14 protein-coding genes are annotated in these 20,191 nt (G+C 38.8%); 3 read left to right on the top strand and 11 right to left on the bottom strand.

From position 1 onward, the window contains the following. Positions 1–22: 22 nt before the first annotated feature. Complete coding sequence (gene aroC, locus ABD000_RS00725) at positions 23–1,087, bottom strand: chorismate synthase (protein WP_343762533.1); 1,065 nt, start codon at positions 1,085–1,087, stop codon at positions 23–25. A gap of 142 nt (positions 1,088–1,229) precedes the next feature. Between aroC and ABD000_RS00720 the strand changes: the two genes are divergently transcribed. Beyond that, entirely contained in the window at positions 1,230–2,066 is an 837-nt protein-coding gene (locus tag ABD000_RS00720; protein ID WP_343762531.1) for a hypothetical protein, read from the top strand. Here ABD000_RS00720 and ABD000_RS00715 read toward each other — a convergent pair. The 10 genes from ABD000_RS00715 to ABD000_RS00670 form a co-directional block, all read right to left on the bottom strand. Beyond that, complete coding sequence (locus ABD000_RS00715; protein ID WP_343762528.1) at positions 2,063–4,981, bottom strand: FAD-binding and (Fe-S)-binding domain-containing protein; 2,919 nt, start codon at positions 4,979–4,981, stop codon at positions 2,063–2,065. The genes ABD000_RS00720 and ABD000_RS00715 overlap by 4 nt on opposite strands. A 198-nt stretch (positions 4,982–5,179) precedes the next feature. Then, complete coding sequence (gene bshA, locus ABD000_RS00710; RefSeq protein ID WP_343762526.1) at positions 5,180–6,301, bottom strand: N-acetyl-alpha-D-glucosaminyl L-malate synthase BshA; 1,122 nt, start codon at positions 6,299–6,301, stop codon at positions 5,180–5,182. Between the two features lie 16 nt (positions 6,302–6,317). Continuing rightward, on the bottom strand, positions 6,318–9,236 hold the full coding sequence (locus tag ABD000_RS00705) for a serine hydrolase domain-containing protein (RefSeq protein ID WP_343762524.1): 2,919 nt from the start codon (positions 9,234–9,236) through the stop codon (positions 6,318–6,320). A gap of 366 nt (positions 9,237–9,602) precedes the next feature. Continuing rightward, on the bottom strand, positions 9,603–10,952 hold the full coding sequence (locus ABD000_RS00700) for a DEAD/DEAH box helicase (protein WP_343762522.1): 1,350 nt from the start codon (positions 10,950–10,952) through the stop codon (positions 9,603–9,605). Between the two features lie 132 nt (positions 10,953–11,084). Continuing rightward, a complete protein-coding gene (locus tag ABD000_RS00695) occupies positions 11,085–11,570 on the bottom strand; it encodes an ABC transporter ATPase (RefSeq protein ID WP_343762520.1) in 486 nt (161 codons plus the stop codon). Positions 11,571–11,572: 2 nt separating this feature from the next. Further along, positions 11,573–12,364, bottom strand: a complete 792-nt coding sequence (locus tag ABD000_RS00690) for a (Fe-S)-binding protein (protein ID WP_343762518.1) — start codon at positions 12,362–12,364, stop codon at positions 11,573–11,575. Between the two features lie 171 nt (positions 12,365–12,535). Further along, a complete protein-coding gene (locus tag ABD000_RS00685; protein WP_343762516.1) occupies positions 12,536–12,976 on the bottom strand; it encodes an LNS2 domain-containing protein in 441 nt (146 codons plus the stop codon). 43 nt (positions 12,977–13,019) lie between these two features. Beyond that, the gene (locus ABD000_RS00680) at positions 13,020–14,363 is read right to left on the bottom strand and encodes a 4Fe-4S dicluster domain-containing protein (RefSeq protein WP_343762512.1); all 1,344 of its coding nucleotides are present in this window, start codon (positions 14,361–14,363) and stop codon (positions 13,020–13,022) included. A 12-nt stretch (positions 14,364–14,375) separates the two neighbouring features. Then, positions 14,376–15,308 (bottom strand): MlaD family protein, encoded by a 933-nt coding sequence (locus tag ABD000_RS00675; RefSeq protein ID WP_343762508.1) that lies wholly within the window; start codon positions 15,306–15,308, stop codon positions 14,376–14,378. A gap of 55 nt (positions 15,309–15,363) precedes the next feature. Further along, positions 15,364–16,560: an N-acetylmuramoyl-L-alanine amidase gene (locus ABD000_RS00670; protein WP_343762504.1), complete on the bottom strand. Its 1,197-nt coding sequence runs from the start codon at positions 16,558–16,560 to the stop codon at positions 15,364–15,366. 48 nt (positions 16,561–16,608) lie between these two features. On the opposite strand from ABD000_RS00670, the gene ABD000_RS00665 reads away from it, so the two are divergent. Beyond that, the gene (locus ABD000_RS00665) at positions 16,609–19,413 is read left to right on the top strand and encodes a putative LPS assembly protein LptD (protein WP_343762500.1); all 2,805 of its coding nucleotides are present in this window, start codon (positions 16,609–16,611) and stop codon (positions 19,411–19,413) included. 388 nt (positions 19,414–19,801) lie between these two features. Then, entirely contained in the window at positions 19,802–20,185 is a 384-nt protein-coding gene (locus tag ABD000_RS00660; RefSeq protein ID WP_343762498.1) for a RidA family protein, read from the top strand. Positions 20,186–20,191: the final 6 nt, after the last annotated feature.

Here is a 20,191-nt window from a genome sequence, read left to right as displayed (position 1 = left end):
TCGTTTTCTTCCCCGTAAGGGACTATATTTTTGAGGTTTTATTCAGCAATACAAAATCTGCAAGTACTAAGGCTGTCATCGCTTCAACAATAGGTACTGCTCTTGGTACCACACAGGGATCATGTCTACCTTTGCCCTGCATTTCAACTTTATTCCCCTGATTATCTATAGTTTCCTGCTTTTGCATCACAGTAGCCACTGGTTTAAATGCAACATTAAAATAGATATCCATACCGTTGCTGATTCCTCCCTGTATACCTCCACTCAAATTTGTTTGCGTTGAACCATCTGCATTGAACTTATCATTGTGTTCGCTTCCTTTCATCCTGGATCCCTCAAAACCACTCCCGTATTCAAATCCTTTAACAGCATTGATTGAAAGCATAGCTTTTCCTAATTCTGCATGTAATTTATCAAAAACCGGTTCACCTAATCCTACCGGGACGTTTTGAGCAACACAGGTGATCGTACCTCCAATGGTATCTCCCTCTTTTCTAATTTCCTTAATTCTATGTATCATTTTATCTGCAGTGGCAGGATCTGGGCAACGAACGTCATTAGTTTCGGTCAAGCCAAAGTCAAGTTCTTTATACTTCTTACTTAATTTAATATCTCCCACACTTGACGTAAAGGCGTTTATTTGAACTGAAGAAATCAATTGCTTGGCGATGGCGCCGGCTACAACGCGTACTGCAGTTTCACGTGCACTGCTACGACCCCCACCACGATAATCACGTATCCCGTATTTTTGATCATAGGTATAGTCTGCGTGAGATGGCCTGTACGTGTCTTTAATATGACCGTAATCTCTTGTTTTTTGATTCGTATTTTTGATGATAAAGCCAATAGGAGTTCCGGTGGTTTTTCCCTCAAAGAGACCCGAAAGAAATTTGACTTCATCCGGCTCTTTTCGCTGAGTAACGATAGAAGACTGTCCCGGTTTTCTTCGGTCCATATCACGCTGGATAGCTTCTAAATCTAATTCAAGTCCCGCTGGACAACCGTCAATAGTTCCTCCTATGGCTTCTCCATGTGATTCGCCAAACGTAGTGAGTTTAAATAGTTTTCCGAAGGTATTACCCGCCATAATTTCCTTATTTCGCAAACGAAAATAAGTCTTATTTATGGTTTAAGTAAATCCTAGCTTTAAAATAGCGTAATTTTCTCAGTGACCTGTTTAAAATGCATTATAAGCCAAAAACATTACCTTTGTAACAAAGCAATATATTATGAACACTATAAAAAGTATACTTTTTTTTACAGTAGGTCTATTTCTCATCACAGGATGCTCTGATGATGATGATAACAAAGATCCTCAAGGCACAGATAATACCAATAATTATTTTCCTCTTGCGGTAGATAATACCTGGGAGTATGAAAATACACTGGTGATTAATGATCAAGATCCAGATAGCTATGAAGATTTACTTACTGTAGAATCTGAAAATCAAGGCAATTACCAGCTTAGCTCAAGTGTAGGTGATCCATTATTTGGTTTTACTACTGGACTGTTATCCAGCGGAACAATTACTAAAGAGGAAAACATTGTTCGGTATAATGGGGCACTTGAAGTCTCTTTACCAAATTTAGATGATATCAGCATTACCATCACCAACGCTACAATATTGAATCCTAGTGCCGGAAATGACGCTGAGCTATACGTTCAGGGAGGTTCGCAACCGGTTAGTATTCCAATTGATAATAATAATTCACTTAACGCAACCTTAAATTTTACAATTACAACTGAACAAACGGGATCGCAAGAAAATATTACGGTTAATCAGCAAACCTTTGAAGATATTGTGATTTCAACCCTATTTATCAATATTGAAGTTTCCCTTGATGATTTTGGTGATTTTGTAATTCTCACTGCAGCAGATGTGATCGTATCAAGCAATTATTTTGCAAAAGATATAGGTCTTGTTTTTAGCAATACCGAAACAAACTACAGATTAAATGACTTTGGAATTATTGATCTGCCGTTTGATACAACCTACGATTCTACGCTAACACAAGAGTTAGAAAGCTATACAGCTGAAGAAGATCAGGATAACGAAGAAGACTAAACCAATGCTTCTTTGAGAATTGAGATGGGATGTCTTGCAATGCGTGATGTCCCGTCTTTTATTTGATGCCTGCAGCTAGTCCCGGTAGCTGCGATTAACACGTCGTTTTTTGATTTTCGAATTGCCGGAAACAAAGATAATTCTCCCATTTTCATACTAATCTCATAATGTTCTTTTTCATATCCAAAAGAACCCGCCATCCCACAGCAACCTGAATTAATAATGGTGACTGAAAAATTCTGCGGAAGATTAAGATATGTAAATGTAGCTGATAGTTTAGACAACACTTTTTGATGACAGTGGCCATGAAGTTTTATCTCTTTTCTTGCCGAAGAGAACTGGGAAGCTCTAATATGTCCTGTTTCAATTTCTTGCGCTAAAAATTCATCAATCAAAAATGTATGGTCAGATAAAGCTTTCGCCGAAGCTAAATCGTCTGCCAGTCTTAGGTATTCATCTCGTAATGTAAGGATAGCCGAAGGTTCAATCCCAACTATTATTTTATCTGAAGTAACAACTGAAGCTAATTGCTGTATATTCCTGTTTGCTATCTGTTTAGCTTCTTTTAAAAACCCCTTTGAGATAAATGTTCTTCCGCTTTCATGATGATCTATTACCTCGATATTATAGTTGAGTTTAGTAAGCAGTTCTATGGCATCCAAACCTATGGTGACGTCTAAGTAATTTGTGAATTCATCCACAAATAACACTACAGTTTTAATCGGATTTAAATTGGGCGTCAGGGCTATTTTCTTTGTTTTAATGTAGTTTTTGAGTGATAGCCTATGCGGTAATGGTAAGCTTCGCTTTGCCGCTATTCCTACTATTTTTTTGGCAAAACTTGACATATATTTATTTTTGAATACAAAGTTAGACACTACCGGCAGCTGTGAGGCAAATCGATTAAGCCTTGTATTGTAAGCGAATGCCTTAGCGCGTAACGAATATCCATTTGTTTCCTGATACTGGAAATCAAATTCAGCTTTCATAGCAGCCATATCCACTGTACTGGGACATTCGCTTTTGCATCCTTTACAGCTAATACATAAATCCAACACCTCCTTAAGCCCTTTATGATCAAAAGGGTTAGTCTTTTGAGAAGTAGTCAAAAATTCACGCAGTGCATTTGCCCTGGCACGTGTCGTATCCTTTTCATTCTTGGTAACTCTATAGCTTGGACACATTATTCCGCCGGCATGAACTCCTTTTCGGCAATCTCCACTCCCATTACATTTTTCAACAGATCGTAAAAAACCCTCATCTTCACTAAAATCCAACAAGGTTTCTATAACAGGTTCTATACGATCTTTTTGATAGCGCAACTCCTCTGTTATGCCTTTTACATCGACTATTTTTCCGGGATTGAGAATGTTCTTAGGATCAAAAGCCTGTTTTATAGCTTTGAACACGTCGTAAATCTGATCTCCTACTAGAAATGGAATCAACCACCCGCGAACACGCCCATCGCCATGCTCACCGCTCATCGCACCACCGTATTTCTTCACCAGCTGTGCAACAGCAGTGGTTATTTTTTTAAACAGAATGACATCCTCACTTTTTTTAAGATTGAGGATAGGTCTCAAATGAAGCTCTCCCGCCCCTGCATGTGCATAATACACAGCTTGCTGACCAAATGACTTCATGATCGCAGAAAATTCTTTAATATAAGTTGAAAGATCTTCCAGGTCTACTGCCGTGTCTTCAATACAGGCCACCGCTTTTTGATCTCCAATCATATTTCCTAACAAACCAAGTCCTGCCTTGCGTAATTCTAAAGCAAGATTAATTTCATGACCCGATAAAATGGGGTAATGGTAACTCTTAGTATTTTTTTCTAAGCTGGTTACAATAGCACTGATCTGATCTGATAATTCATCTTTAGTATTAGCTCTTAGTTCCAGCATCAAAATAGCCTTAGGGTCATTTTTTAAGAAGAACCTGTGCTGCTCATACATCAATTGACCTTTTGTACAATCTAAAATGGTTTTATCCATCATTTCGCAGGTATACAAATCATGCTTCATCAATGGAAAAACAGCATCACAACAGTCCTGTACAGAATCAAAGTGGGCAGCTATTAAAACAGCATTAGATGGAGGAAGCGGGTCAACTTTAAGCGTAATTTTAGTAGTAATCGCCAGAGTTCCCTCGCTACCGGCAAGTAATTCGCATACATTTATTTGACGTGTAGAATCGTCAAAGACTTCACTATTCAATAAGGAATCAATGGCATATCCTGTATTTCTTCGATGTATTGATGGCTTTGGAAACTGCTTAAATACTTCTTCTTTTATTTCGCAAGAAGACAATTGGTTGTATAGTACTTTGTAAATATTTCCTTCAAACGTGGGAAGTGTTGTTTTTTGCATAAACTCTTCCGCAGTAAGCGGTTTAAAAACAACTTCGCTTCCATCTGTTAAAATGGTTTCAAGCTCAACTATTTTATCCCTTGTCACCCCATATTTGATGGATGTGGTCCCGCTACTGTTATTACCCACCATTCCGCCAATCATGCATCTATTTGAGGTAGATGTGTTGGGGCCAAAGAAAACATGGTGCGGCCTTAGATACTCATTTAATTCATCCCGAATAACACCAGGCTCTATAGTAACTGTTTGTGCTTTGGCATCAAATCCTTCAATTTTAGTAAAATACTTTGACACATCGACTACGATTCCTTCTCCCACACATTGTCCTGCTAATGAAGTTCCTGCAGTGCGAAGGATTAGCGATGTATCATTTTTGCGTGCAAATTCAAGGAGCAGTTTAAGATCTTCTTTATTCTTAGGATAGGCTACAGCTAATGGTAATACGCGATACACCGATGCATCTGTGGCATAAATCGACCGCAATAAACTATTATGGTACAGATTTCCACTTAGTTGACGGTCGAGATGGAGCAGCTTTTCATTCATAAAAACTAAAAGTAACCCAAAAATGTAAAATAATTTCTACCTAGTGTGTTAACCTATTTCTTTAAAATGTCATTAAAGGGTGAGTAATGTTTTTAGTAATGTGTTTAAAAATCCTACGACATCTAACGAAGTGTTGGGGTGGTACACTATAAAACGTGTATCTGCAAGGGTCCCGCTGTAACCAGCGGGATTTTTTGTTTAGGATCTCGCGTTATGATAAAGCGCCTCGTAAACAGGAACTACTTCGTTAATATCGAATTTCTTAGCTTCTTCTACCGCCTGCTTTTTAAATTTTTCCAGAGTTTGGTCATCCTTCAAAATCTTGAGTGCATTAATAGTCATATCTTCTACGTCCCCTACATTGCTGGTAAAGCCTGAAACCCCGTGAATATTCACTTCAGGCAATCCGCCGGTATTTGTTGAAATTACCGGAGTACCATTTACCATTGCTTCAAGTGCCGCTAAGCCAAAGCTTTCACGCTTTGAAGGCAATAAAAACAAATCTGAGAAGCATAAAATATCATGAATTTCATTGCTCTGTCCTAAGAACCTAACTTTATTCTCAATACCCAGTTGCATCACCTGGTCTTCTGCTGAGGCTTTTTCAGGACCCTCTCCTACTAAAATGAGTTTTGCCTTGATTTGCTTTTGGATATTATAAAATACATTGATCACATCTGGGATTCGTTTTACATCCCTAAAATTACTGATGTGAGTAACAATTTTTTCTTCCGGCGCGGCCATGAGCCCGCGTTGACATTCTTTATCTGTATGTATGTGCTTACTTATATCAATAAAGTTAGAGACGACTTGAATGTCCTTTTTGACTTCAAAAAGGCGCAATGTATCCTCCTTTAAACTCTGGGAGACCGAGGTTACGACGTCACTTTCATTAATGCTAAACGTAACTGCCGGTTTGTAATTAGGGTGATTCCCCACCAGTGTAATATCTGTACCATGTAAGGTTGTTACCATGGGGATTGAGATATCTTCGGCCTGTAGCATTTTCTTTGCCATATATCCTGCGTAAGCATGCGGAATGGCGTAATGTACGTGTAAAATTTCGAGGTGATAATGTTTGATCACATCCACCAGTTTACTGGAAAGTGCTAATTCATAAGGTGGATACTGAAATAAGGGATAATCTGGCACATGTACTTCATGAAAAAACACATTATAAGAAAGTTGCTCTAACCTAACCGGTTGTTTATAGGTGATAAAGTGTATTTCATGTCCTCGCTTAGCCAATGCTAATCCAAGTTCTGTGGCTACGACACCACTCCCGCCAAAAGTAGGGTAACATACAATGGCTATTTTCATGTGTTTATTAATTGGTTTACCACTCAATGGCTTCGTAGATCATTCCCTGAATTTTACTGCGAATATCGTTTTTGATCAGAGCTCTGTTCTCCATCGTGGGATAGGTTCTATTGGATAAAAATACGTAGATTAAATCTTCTTCGGGATCTGCCCACGCGAATGTTCCAGTAAATCCACTGTGACCAAAGCTAGTCATTGAAACACAGCCGCATGTTGGCCCCTCTTCACTTAGTTGAGGTTTATCAAACCCTACTCCTCTGCGTACCTTATCTTCACAGTAATAACAGGTATTGAAAGCTTGCATGGTCTCTTTAGAAAAAAACTGCTCATCGCCATAAATACCATCATTGAGGTATAATTGCATCATTTTAGCCACACCATGTGCATCGCTAAACAATCCCGCATGACCACCTACATTATTCTGCATGGCTGCGCCCATATCGTGAACATATCCTTGAACTTTAGCATATCTAAAATACGTATCGCGTTCAGAAGGCACGATTTCTACCTTTTTAAATTGCTTCAGAGGTTTAAAGGTTGTTCGATAAGCGCCCAGTTTTTCATAATAGGTTCTTGCAGCAACTTTTGCTAAGGAAGCATCGTAAAAATCTTCAATGTACTTTTTGAAAATATAGTAGGGTAAATCGCTGTAGCGATAATTTGATTTTTTTCTTAAATCACTCTCAACCACTTGATGATATAGACTATCGCTATAATCACTGCGCAAAAAGAGCTTTTCACTCACTTGCACGCCAAATTCTTTGGAGTACTTAGAACTGTAGTATTTAGGTAAAGGTTTTTTAGTAACACTATCCAGCGTCTTTAGATAAAATGGAATCCAGGGCTTGAACCTACCGGTATGACTGAGTGCCCGTATGATTGGAATATTTCCTTTATTTGTATTCTTTAAATCGGGAATTAATTTTTTCAATGGATCTTCAAGGGTAAAAAGACCCTGATCGTGCTGTTGCATCAACATTGGTAGCGTGGCTAAAATCTTAGTGAGCGAAGCAAGATCATATATATCATCTTTGCGAACCATGCTTTTCTTTGCGTAGGTATGATAACCAAAGGATTTATGATACACTACTTTGCCTTTCTTGGCGATTAGTAATTGAGCTCCCGGAGTCATTTTTTTGGCGATTGCCATATTTACTACGGAATCAATTTTACTAAGTTTAGCCGAATTTAATCCAACCTGCTCAGGAATACCATAAGAAAGTCTCCCATTGGCGCGTGTAATATAGCTTGTCCCCGCAGGGAATTCATCTCCAATCGATACCGGAAGAATGCCCTTAGCCTCTATTCCACCAAAAATTGCCTGTGCTGTAAGCTGCTGGGCGATGAGACTGTTTTGATATCCAATGATAATCCCATTTAAATTCGTTGTGGTTTTGAGATCAAGCATAGCATAAGGTCGCGTAAATACACTTAGAATTGTTGCGTTTAACCGTGAAATCTCATAGAGCCAGACCAATTCTTTATTAGTGAATTTAAAGTCTTTCCAGGGGTGGTCATTTGATTTATGCAGTCCCACAATTACCTGCGTGTAGTCTTTGAGCTTAGCGGTAAGTTCATTTAATTTATCTGCTTTGATCCAATCAACCCCAGCATATTTGTTTAGTTCTGTAAAAAAAGGAGCCCCTTCGTCATCCCCCATGCTTACATAGGCTATTTTTTGTTTATCTAATCTTTTAATGGGTAGAATACCATTATTATTTTTGAGTACCGTGATAGCGTTCTCCATGATATCACGATAAATGATGTCATTTTGAGTCGTATTGAGCTCTTCATAGAGGTTTTCTATATCTACGGGTTGGTAGTCATGCAGTCCAACCTTATACTTTGCCATTAAAATTTTCTTGACTGATCGGGCCAAACGATCTTCTGTAATGATACCTGTACCAACGGCTGTTTTTATTTTCTCGATGCCTACAGGAATATTTTCAGAAATTAATATTACATCATTCCCCGCCATGAAAGCTGATAAATCGGCCTCTCCCGGTCCTTTCACGTCAGCAATTCCTTTCATTTCCATCGCATCTGTAAAGACCAACCCTTTAAAGTTTAATTTATCCTGAAGCAATCGAGTAACAATCCGTGGTGAAATTGAAGAAGGGTTTTGAGCTCCTGCTCCCAACGCCGGAATATTTAAATGCGCTACCATGACACTGCTCACTCCTGCCTCTATTAACTTTCTGTATGGGTATAATTCTACGCTATCTATACGATCTGCCGTAAAGTCAATGATGGGTAACGTTAAATGAGAATCGCTGCTGGTATCGCCATGTCCTGGGAAGTGCTTTGCACTACTCAGCACGCCTTGGCTGTGCATGCCCTGCATAAAGGCTAGGGCTTTATTCGTTACGTTCTCTTTTTCTTCGCCAAAAGAACGGTTCCCAATAATGGGATTTAGAGGGTTGGTATTAATATCCACCACAGGGCCAAAATTCATGTGCATCCCTATGCGTTTGACATGTTTACCTATCTGCTCCCCGGCTCTTTTGATCAAGGTGTCATTGCGAACGGCTCCCATGGTCATATTCCACGGGAAAGCAAACGTACTATCCAAACGCATGCTTAATCCCCACTCGGCGTCCATCGCCATCATCAAGGGTATGTCTGCAGTTTCTTGCAGTCTGTTATTCATTTTAGCCTGGCGAACAGGCCCTCCCTTTGAAAATATGATTCCGCCAATATGATACTTTTGTACCAGTTGTTTAATGTTTTGCTCATGACTGCGTCCTTCATTTGAAAAACCTTGCGCCATAAAAAGCTGCCCAACTTTTTGATCAACACTCATTGCGGCGTATAGGCTATCTACCCATCGTATTTGAGCAATGGAGTCTGTCGTTTTAAGCGGATGAATTTGAGCGTAGCTATAAGAGCAACAACTACTTAATACGAGTAGCGTAAGATAAAAGCGTTGAAACATAAAACGGCCGAAAATTTTTATTGAATATACAAGAATCAAACCATTACCAACCGCAAGAAAAAAAGAAATAATCAAGGGGTTATTAACGGAGTGAAATTGAAGATGAAGATGAAGTTGAAGACGATATTAAACTTGAAAACGTCATTATCAACTAAATGCTTTAAAGTTATTTGTTATTACGTTATTAGGTGATTGGTTGTTACATACTGAGGACTGCAACTAAAGACTTAAGACTGTCCTTCGACTGCGCTCAGGGTGACAAGTTATTCGTGATTAAGTTTTTATTATTGCCTACTTAGAACTTCTCTTCAGCAAGCCCAAAATTTAGTTAATTGAAAGACTACGCTAAAAACTACTAACTACTATCTACTTCTTCTTTCGGCGGTTAAAATTCTTATCTCCTTTGGTCTTTGGTTTCTTATACTTCTCCTTGACTTTTCTGCGATAAGAGCCTCCCTTATTGGTTTTTTGATTTTTGGCTTTCTTCTCGTGAAAACTTGCTCCTACCTCGTCTTCATTTCGTTTATGAGGATTATCGCGCTCTTTGATTCTGGTGCGTTCTGAAGGTAATAGCTGAGTGGAGATTTCAACTTCTTCAGGAAATGCAAGCTTTTCAATCTGCATATCCATCAATGTTTCAATGGCTTCTTTGGCTTCGATTTCCTTTCGGGTGAACATAAGGATCGAAGTTCCCGGCTGCTCTGCCCTACCCGTTCTCCCGATACGGTGCATATAATTTTCCGCGAAAGCTGGCGTATTTATATTAATCACATGAGAGATCTTATCCAAATCCAGTCCCCTTGCCATAATATCTGTAGTTACTAAGATGCGGTGCTCTCCTTGTTCAAACTCTTCAATTGATCTTAAGCGGTAATTCTGGGTTTTATTTGAATGAATTACAGATACATCATTAACAAACTGCCCGTCCAACGCATCAAACACGCGATCAGCATTGCGTTTATTATCTACAAACACCAATACCTTAGTATATTCATTTTTATCTTGAAGTAAATGACCCAGCAGGTTCACTTTGGTATAAAAGTTTTGAACCCTGTAGCAGTATTGGGTGATATTATCCAGCGGAGTTCCACTACTAGCGATCGAAATGGTGGTGGTGCCTCTAAAGAAATCCTGAATGAGTTCATCAATCTCTTCAGTCATGGTAGCCGAAAACATAATATGTTGACGACGCTCTGGTAGCAACTCAAAAATATTGACCAACTGAAACCTAAATCCCAAATCAAGCATTACATCTACTTCGTCAATCACTACTTTCTTGACCGATTTAAGCTGAAGGGCTCTGCTAATCACCAAATCGTACAACCGCCCCGGAGTAGCCACAATAATGTCTGCACCTTGCGCTACCGCTTCTTTATGTCGATTAAGATTGACTCCGCCAAAAACACCTACCGTACGCACATTTTGATATTTAGTAAATTTTTCGATCTCCTCTACTACCTGCACCACCAATTCACGAGTTGGTACCAGCACCAAGATTCTGGGATTGATTTGTTTTGAATACGAAAGATTTTGAAGTAACGGCAGCATATACGCCAGCGTTTTACCTGTACCGGTTTGTGAAATACCAATGACATCCTTACCTGAAGCAACTACAGGAAACGCCTGTACCTGGATAGGAGTTGGTATCGTAAAACCAAGATCATCCAGGGCATACTGAAGCTGTTTGGAAATAGGAAAATCCTGGAATGAAGCCATAAGTGAAATTTAAAGGTGCGAACGAAGAACGCCGGGTTGTTAATTTGAGAAAGTAAAGGTAAACTTTAACACACGCATATATTGGAGTCTCCTTTTACTGGTAATTGTGACTACTCCCTGTTTGCTAAAATACTACTTCACAAACCGGCTATGCCAGCTTTCACTTGCGGGTACTTCCCAATGATCTAAGTATTCTTCTTTAGTATTCACAAGATTATTGAAAACGATCGTTTTACCGGACACAGACTTACTTTGCGCCATTTTTTTGAAGTCAAGAAGTGGTTTATGCGCGATAAATTCACCTGTTTTGTAGGTGACGTTCATTTTATCCAACAAATCCACGTTGTACTCTTTCTCTAATTGTTGAATAAATCGCACAGAGGCGTCAATGGAACATCCACTGGCACTCGCGTGTTGCTGATCGATGGCCAGCACAATAAATCGACGATATTTTAGCTCAAAACTTCCCTTTAATTCGGCGCCATGGGCTGTCCACTGCTGCATAAAGTCGGCAACTTTTTGTTCTACTTCTTTTGCTTCAGCTTCGGTAAAGGGGCGATTGGATTGGTAGATCCAAACACGCGCAGAATTTGGTAAGCTTTCAAAGGGGACCAACATGCTTATAAATCTTCCGCGTTAGCAATTAATTCAGCTACATCCAGCACCTCAATGCTATCTTCTTTCTCTTTATTTTTGACTCCGTCGCTCATCATGGTATTACAAAACGGGCAGGCCGCAGCAATGATATTGGGTTTTGTCTCCAAGGCTTGCTCTGTACGCAGGATATTGACATCCATATTGCCGGGCTCTGGTTCTTTGAACATTTGAGCACCACCAGCGCCACAGCAAAGTCCTTGTTTTTTGCATTTACGCATTTCGACTACCTCGGCTTCCAATTTTTCCAGTAACTCACGCGGAGCTTCATAAATGTTATTGGCTCTGGCCAAGTAGCACGGATCGTGGTAGGTAATGCGTTTTCCTTTGAATTTACCGCCTTCAACAGTGAGTCGCCCTTCTTCTAAGAGCGCTTTTAGAAAGTTCGTGTGGTGCATAACCTCATAGTCGCCACCTAGACCCGGATATTCGTTTTTGATGGTATTAAAGCAATGCGGACAGGTAGTGACAATTTTCTTCACTCCGTAACCGTTCATAACTTCAATATTTGTTACGGCCTGCATTTGAAATAAAAATTCGTTCCCGGCGCGTTTTGCCGGGTCCCCGGTACAGCTTTCTTCGGTTCCCAGCACCGCAAAGTCAACGTTTGCTTTATGTAAAAGTTTTACAAAGGCTTTAGTGATCTTTTTTGCTCTATCGTCAAAACTACCGGCGCATCCTACCCAAAAAAGAACTTCAGGCATTTTATCCTGCGCCATATATTCTGCCATGGTAGGCACTTTAACTGCTTCTGTCATATTAAACTGTCTTATTAAAACACCCCTCTTTATCTCCCCTCAAGGGGAGAAATGAAGGAAGACTTTTATTTTCTTTTCTTGATACTAGTTGACTTCGCTGGTCCTGGTAAGTTTATTAGATAGTGACTTCGACAGGCTCAGTCACCAAAACGAAAGGCTCAGTCACAAGTATTACTCGTCTTTAAAGACTTCTATTTTTACTTCTTTTTCAATTAAATCTGTAAAATTACCTTTATAACGTGTTGCGCGTACCATATGGTTATCAATCCAATGATAATTTCCGCCGCGTGGTTTTCCCATCAACAAACTGTGGTAATTGAATCCGTGCTCTGCTAACCACTTTTCAGTCACTGCTCTGTGTTCTTCGGTTCTTGACGTAAAAAAACAGATCACATGCCCTTCACTATACCATTTGTTTAGTATTTCCAGTGCATCAGGAAAAGGCTTACAGGTCGCCATACGCTCTGGCTCTTCATTAGGAACATCTTCAGTAATGGTTCCGTCAATATCTATAAGGTAGTTTTTTACATGATCAGGTAATATAGGACTGAGTGTAACCCCCGTCTCATCCTTTATTTGTAGAAATTCTCTGGTTTTTTCAGCTTTGGTCATTCTTTTATTCTTGAAGCGTTTTTATAGTAGATGACTAATGGAATTATGCATTTTCTTTAGCCCAATTCAAGCGGTCCATTTGATTAAACGGCCAGGGTGCCCCATTATTCTCTATATTGGTCATGGCATTATTTAAATCTGTAGGAGCAGCGCTCTGCTCCATCACTAAATATTGACGCATATCCAAAATAATTGATAATGGATTAATGCTTACCGGGCAAGCTTCAACACAAGCGTTACAGGTTGTACACGCCCATAGTTCTTCTTTAGTAATGTAGTCGTCCAGTAATTGTTTGCCATCATCGACAAACTTTCCATTCTTATTGATATTCTCTCCCACTTCTTCTAATCGATCGCGGGTATCCATCATTATTTTACGTGGAGAAAGCTTTTTTCCGGTTTGGTTTGCCGGACATTCACTGGTACAACGTCCACACTCGGTGCAGGTATATGCACCTAGTAAATTTTTCCAGGAAAGATCCATGACATCACTGGCGCCAAATTTTGCAGGCTCTTCTTCGGCTTGACCTGCATCTGGAGCAGCAAAAGGATCTGCGCTTGGATCCATCATAAGCTTGACTTCATTCGTCACAGACTCCAAATTATCTAACTGACCTTGTGGAGTTAAATCACCATAATAGGTATTTGGAAAAGCAAGCAAGATGTGCAAATGCTTAGACCAGTACAGGTAATTAAGAAATATCAAAATTCCTACAATGTGTAACCACCAAGCCAAACGTTCAATAATTATAAGTGAACTGTTGCTCATGCCGTCAAAAATAGGAAGTAAGAATTGGCTAACAGGGAAAGAGCCCATTATTCCTGCTTCATTAGCATAGTGATCAGCTCCATTGAGTTGAAGTTGGTGATCTGTCGCATTCATAGTTAAAAATAAAACCATCAATACAACCTCAAAATAAAGAATGAAATTAGCGTCATTCTTTGGCCAGCCCTTAAGTTCTGGCATTTTAAATCTGCGAATATCAAGACCGTTTCTTCGTATCCAAAAGATCACTACAGTAATAAGTACTAAAAGTGCCAGTATTTCAAAAGACCCGATTAAGAAATCGTACACAGGACCTAAAAAACTAAAAATACGGTGTGTTCCTGCTAATCCATCAATAATGATTTCTAACACCTCTATGTTGATAATTACAAAACCTATGTAAACGATAACGTGAAGTGCTCCGGCAATGGGGCGTTTTACCATTTTTGATTGACCTAAGGCGATCATCGCCATGTTCTTCCAACGCTGTGACGGGTTATCAGATCGATCTTCATCCCGACCCAAATTAATATTACGCTTAATACGCATAACGTTTCTGGAAAAATATCCGATACCCGCAATGAGAACCACGGCAAATGCTATTTGAGCAATAATTTGCATACCTTCTACTTTTTACTTTAGTGAATCGTTAGGTTGTATGTACGGTTTATTTTTCTTGCCAAAGACAGAAACATTAATGTAGCGCGTAGGGTTTAACTTCAAATCCTGCAGCAATGCCGCCATTTGTTTAGTCGCAATATCGAGGTTATTATATAATTCTGGATCGTTCATGAGTTTCCCCATGGTTCCCTTTTCAGAATTTAATTTACCCGAAATTTCTTTAAAATCTGCAAGTGTTCCTTCAATATTACTAATCAATGCTTTTATATCTACCTCTTTTAAATTTGCGGTAATCGCGGTAAGATCCTCTGAAGATTGTTCAAAATTGGCAACGGTGGTTTTAAGTTTACCAGAATTATCATCCATAATACGATTGATCTTACGCATGGTTAGAGTAAAATCTTTCATAATTTGATTGGTAGAAGCAATGGTTTCCCTAAGATTTGCCTGTGTATCCTCATCTAAGATATTGTTGACGGATTTAACGAGTGTATCTGCATCTACTAAAACACGATCAAGTTTGCGTTGTGTTGGTGTGAATTGATCGATCAAACCTTGTTCAATTTGTGATGAAATGGTATCCCCGGTTTCAATGACTTTGCCCTCAAATTCAGGGTAAATAGTGACGTATTTTGCTCCTATCAAATCCCCACCAATCTCTGCAATACTCTTATTTGAAAAACCTAAATCAGTATCAATATTCATTTTGATCAGTAACTCGCCTGAACCACTTATAAATTTAATATCAGTCACGGATCCTACTTGAAGACCATTTATAAAAACCCCTGATGATTTAATTAGTCCTCCTACGTTTTCGTATTTAGCATAAATGATCTTTGAATTTTCAAGGATGTTTTTGCCTTTTAGAAAACTGTAACCAAAAATAAGTAGGATTACGGCTACAATAGCCAAGAGTGCGGTTTTAACTTCTTTTGTAATTTTCAATGAGGTTGATTTAGTTATTTGAACAAAAATAGGAATAAATAAGGTACGAAAAGAGCTATTTCAATTGAGAATTTCTAGCCTCACTAATTTGTACGCGTTCTCCATTTTTATACGCGACTATATAACTAGATGGAAACCCTTTTGATTTTACCAGTTTAAGTAGCTTATTCGCTTTGTTATAACTTGTAGTTTCTCCCACATAATAACGATAAAGTGATCCGTCACTTTCTCTATTAACCCCTTTAATTCCTTTGAAATTATATGATTTGGGCTCTAGTTTAGTTCCGCTTGCCGCGATTTGTACGCGATAAAAAACATTAGCATCGTTGTCCAAACTGGCGATACCCTCTGGATCTTCATTACTTATGGTAATACCGTTCTCATCTGTAGGAACAACTACTTTAGTCGTATTTGTGGTAGTGACAGTAGCGTTTGTATCATAATCTGAATAGATTGTGATATTTTCTTGGTTTACCAGGTTAAGAGATTCCTTATATTTTATAATGGCACTAGTGATAGACTTAGCCATATCATTTTGTCCCTTTGAACTATTGAGGTATTTTCCTTCTTTATTGTTCGTTAAAAAACCTACTTCTATTAATACGCTGGGCATAACGGTTTGGTATAAAACAATGAATCCCGCTTGTTTAACGCCGCGATTGACGCGTGCCAGTTTTTTTGTAAACTGTTTCTGCACAAAATCAGCCAGCATGATACTTTGATCCAGATATTCTTCCTGCATCAAGGTAAGACCTATCGTACTCTCTGGAGAGTTGGGATCAAATCCTTCGTATTTCTCTTCGTAATTGTCTTCCAGAAAGATTACTGAATTTTCCTTCTTGGCTATTTCAAAATTGGTATTGTTACGGTGAGTACCCAGCACAAATGTTTCGGTACCTTGAGCCTGAGAATTATGTGCGTTGCAGTGAACCGAAACAAACAAGTCTGCATTGGCAGCATTGGCAATATTTCCGCGTTCTTTCAAATCAACAAAAACATCTTTGTCGCGGGTGTAGATGACTTCTACGTTTTCCATTTTTTTAAGGGCAGCACCGACCTTTAGAATAATATTGAGAGCTATTGACTTTTCCTTATATCCATTTCCCAAATTTCCATGATCTTTTCCGCCATGACCTGCATCCAACACAACGATAAATTTTTTAGGCGGATTAGGCATTTGATTTGAGGCAAAAGAAAGTGATGCTCCTGCACAAATAATAAGTAATAAAAAAATTAAAACAACTCTGTTCATCCTTCGTTTTCTATTTGGCGTAATTTTTGGTTATTGCAACCTTTTAAAATGCGTAAGGTTAAAAATTATTGTAGTTTTGAGCCTTCAAAGCACGCCACTGTTACAAAAATAGCATTAATAGTATTGCGAACCTACCACCTACATATCCTTTGTTGCTTAGTTTTCACCACGTTATTCACATCTGTTTTGACGGCTCAAGAATTAAAAACGGGACGCGAATTAAGCATTGAGGCAAAAAAGGATAGTATTGCTTCTTCCTCACAAACACCTATTCCTGCTACTGTTCAAGACTCAATCAAAAAGGATACCATAACTGAACAAAAGACTACGTTTCTCACCGATCAGGTGGTATACAAGGCTAAGGATTATATGCGCCTTTCCCGAAAAGAGAATCGCATGTACCTCTACAATGAAGCCGAAATCACTTACGGCGATGTGAACATCAAGGCGGGGCTTATTATCCTCGACAACGAAAAGAATGAAATTTATGCTTATGGCATAAGGGACACAGCAGATGTTTACACGCAATCGCCTGTATTTACTCAGGCTAATAGTGTAGTGGAACCTGATTCCATTAGATTTAATTTTGATACCGAAAAAGCGCTGGTCTACAACTCACGAACGAATGAGGGCGGATTTAATGTTAAAGGAGCAGTGACTAAGCGAGAAAACGACTCTGTATATTACATGCGAAATGTCAAGTTTACTACTGCCGAAGATGTTGATGACCCCGAGTATTATTTCTTCGCACGCCGCATCAAATTCGTTCCCGAAAAAAAAATCGTCACCGGTTTGGTCAATATGTACATTGAAGATGTACCAACGCCGCTGGGACTACCTTTTGGATATTTCCCGTTGACTGATGAGGAAGTTTCTGGTTTTATCATTCCGTCCTATGGAGAACGCCGAAACCGTGGTTACTTTCTTCAAAACGGGGGATATTATTTTGCCCTGAGCGAGTATGTAAACCTTACCGTTTTAGGAGATTATTATACCAACGGAAGCTATGGAATACGCACCCAGTCAGAATACGGAGTAAGATATCGCTTTCGCGGAAATGTAAACTTGAGGTACGAACGACTGGTAGAGGGAGAACGAGGTTTCCCGGGATTCTCTGAAGGAGATACCTACAATATCCAATGGTCACATTCTCAAGATGCTAAAGCTAATCCAACGTCCAGGTTTTCGGCTTCAGTGAATTTAGGAAGCAGTAGATTCTTCCAACAATCACTAAACCAAAGTAATACTGCTAATTTCTTAAACAACAACTTAAGCTCATCAATTTCCTATCAAAAGACCTTTGATGTAGAACCCCAAATCAATATTGCACTTACGGCAACGCACTCGCAAAACTCCAACACCGAAGAAATTAACATGACGTTACCTACGCTACAAGCAAATATCGCCAGGTTATTTCCATTTGCACCAAAAAACGGCACAAAAAAAGGACTGATTCAAAATATCAATCTCCAATATAATCTAAGGGCAGAGAATAGATTTAGCACCACCGACTCTCTTTTTTTTAAAGAAGAGATGTTCGATGATGCCATCTACGGTGCGCAGCATACTATCCCGGTAAGCACTAATTTTAAAGTAGCTAAGTACTTAAGTGTAACCGCCGGTACAAATTTTAGAGAAAACTGGGTATTTAGGACATTTAGGCAATCGTATGATGATATAAATAATGAAGTAGTGACAGATACTGTCGCTGGTTTTGAGTCTTGGCGAACCTACAACTTTAGCACCAACGTTGGTACAACCTTATACGGTAGAGTTGATTTTGACAAGAAAAATAAGATTCAGGCGCTCAGGCATGTAATCAGACCCTCCATAAGTTATACACTAACCCCCGGATTTGATCAATATTATGATGAATACGTAATTCCTGCGAATGATATACGACCAGAAGAGGAGCGCGTAAGTTATACAAGATTTCAAGGAACCCTATACGGTACTCCTAATGAAAACATGTCTAGCAACATAGGATTCTCAATAACCAATGACATTGAAGCTAAAATACGACCAAAGGATACGCTGGATGTTGAAGCCGAACCCAGAAAAATCAAACTAATCAGTAATCTGGGCTTTAGTACGTCCTATAATATAGCAGCAGATTCACTTAACCTCGCCCCTATTACCTTTAGAGGAAACATCCCCGTAGTTCAAAATAAACTAGATATCAACTTTACAGGACAGATGGATCCTTACGCGCTCAATAGTTCAAATCAACGTATTGATAAGTTAAACATCAACAATGGTGGAAGCCTGTTTAGACTAACCCGTGGTAACGTTAGTTTTGGGTATAATTTTTCCAGCAGAGATTTTGAACGAGGGGCTGTAAAAGACGAAGATCCAAATCTGGGAATAGATGAAGTCGACCAGGCCATACTAAATGGATCCCGCCCAGATGATCTTTTAGGACAAACTAGAACTTTGAACGATCGTGGACTACCAAAATCTGTTTCTGATCCTAATCTTAATAGAGATGGTAATAATGAGGATAATGATTACTATAATTACAAGATTCCTTGGAATTTGCGCATGAGTTACTCGATGAACTACACCAATAATGCCCGTCAAAATGAAATCACTGCACACTCAGTTGACTTTTCTGGCGATGTGGAGCTCTCACCCATGTGGTCTCTTGGATTTAGTTCTAGTTATGATCTCACTGATAATAGTTTTAGACCTCCTCAACTCAATTTTAGACGAGAACTTAAAAGTTGGTATATGACGTTTAACTGGACGCCGTACGGTAATCGTGCGCAATGGTTTTTCTTTATTGGGATCAAAGCCGGGGCTTTAAGAGATATTAAATACGATAAAAACAGAGAGCCGGATCGTAGGCTCTAGAGTTGAATTATTATTAAGTTAGTTATTATTGAGTTATTCGTTTTAATTGTTCAAAATGTATATGAATATCCGTAATTTGACATAAAACGAAAACTGTCACATTCAGGGAAGTCGAAATGTATTGAAAATTAACGATTTAAAATTTTCGGATGCGCTCAAATTAACAGAGGATTGTACTATATGTCAATATGCGTATTTTCAGTAAATATTTGATTGATGTACTTTTCTTTAAATTAAGATTTCAATTTGATATTAGCCTGCACACTTAGATTGAAGACTAAGAACTTTATACCAGCCCTACTTCATTAAACCACATTCATTATTAAAAACAATTTTCAGTTTGAGAATTAAGATTATCTTTCAGCTTTAAATAATAACTCTGGTTACTATGAAAAAAATCGTTGAAACCTCAAACGCTCCTGCTCCAATCGGTCCATATAATCAAGCCATACGTGCGGGAAACATGTTATTTACTTCAGGACAAATAGCTATAGATCCTAAAACAGGAGAGCTGGTTACTTCATCTATCGAAGCCGAAGCTAACCTTGTTATGAAAAATCTAAAAGCAGTCTTAGATGAAGCCGGCTTTACTTTTGAAAATGTAGTCAAATCATCTATTTTTCTTAGTAGGATGGAGCTATTCAATAAGGTAAATGAGATTTACGGCGCTTATTTTGATCCTAAAACGGCTCCAGCGCGTGAAACAGTTGCGGTACAAACCTTACCCAAACATGTTAACGTAGAGATAAGCGTGATTGCAATAAAATCATAATACGTT

Source organism: Gangjinia marincola (assembly GCF_039523415.1).
Lineage (GTDB): Bacteria > Bacteroidota > Bacteroidia > Flavobacteriales > Flavobacteriaceae > Gangjinia > Gangjinia marincola.
This window is presented reverse-complemented; position numbering and strand designations above follow the sequence as displayed.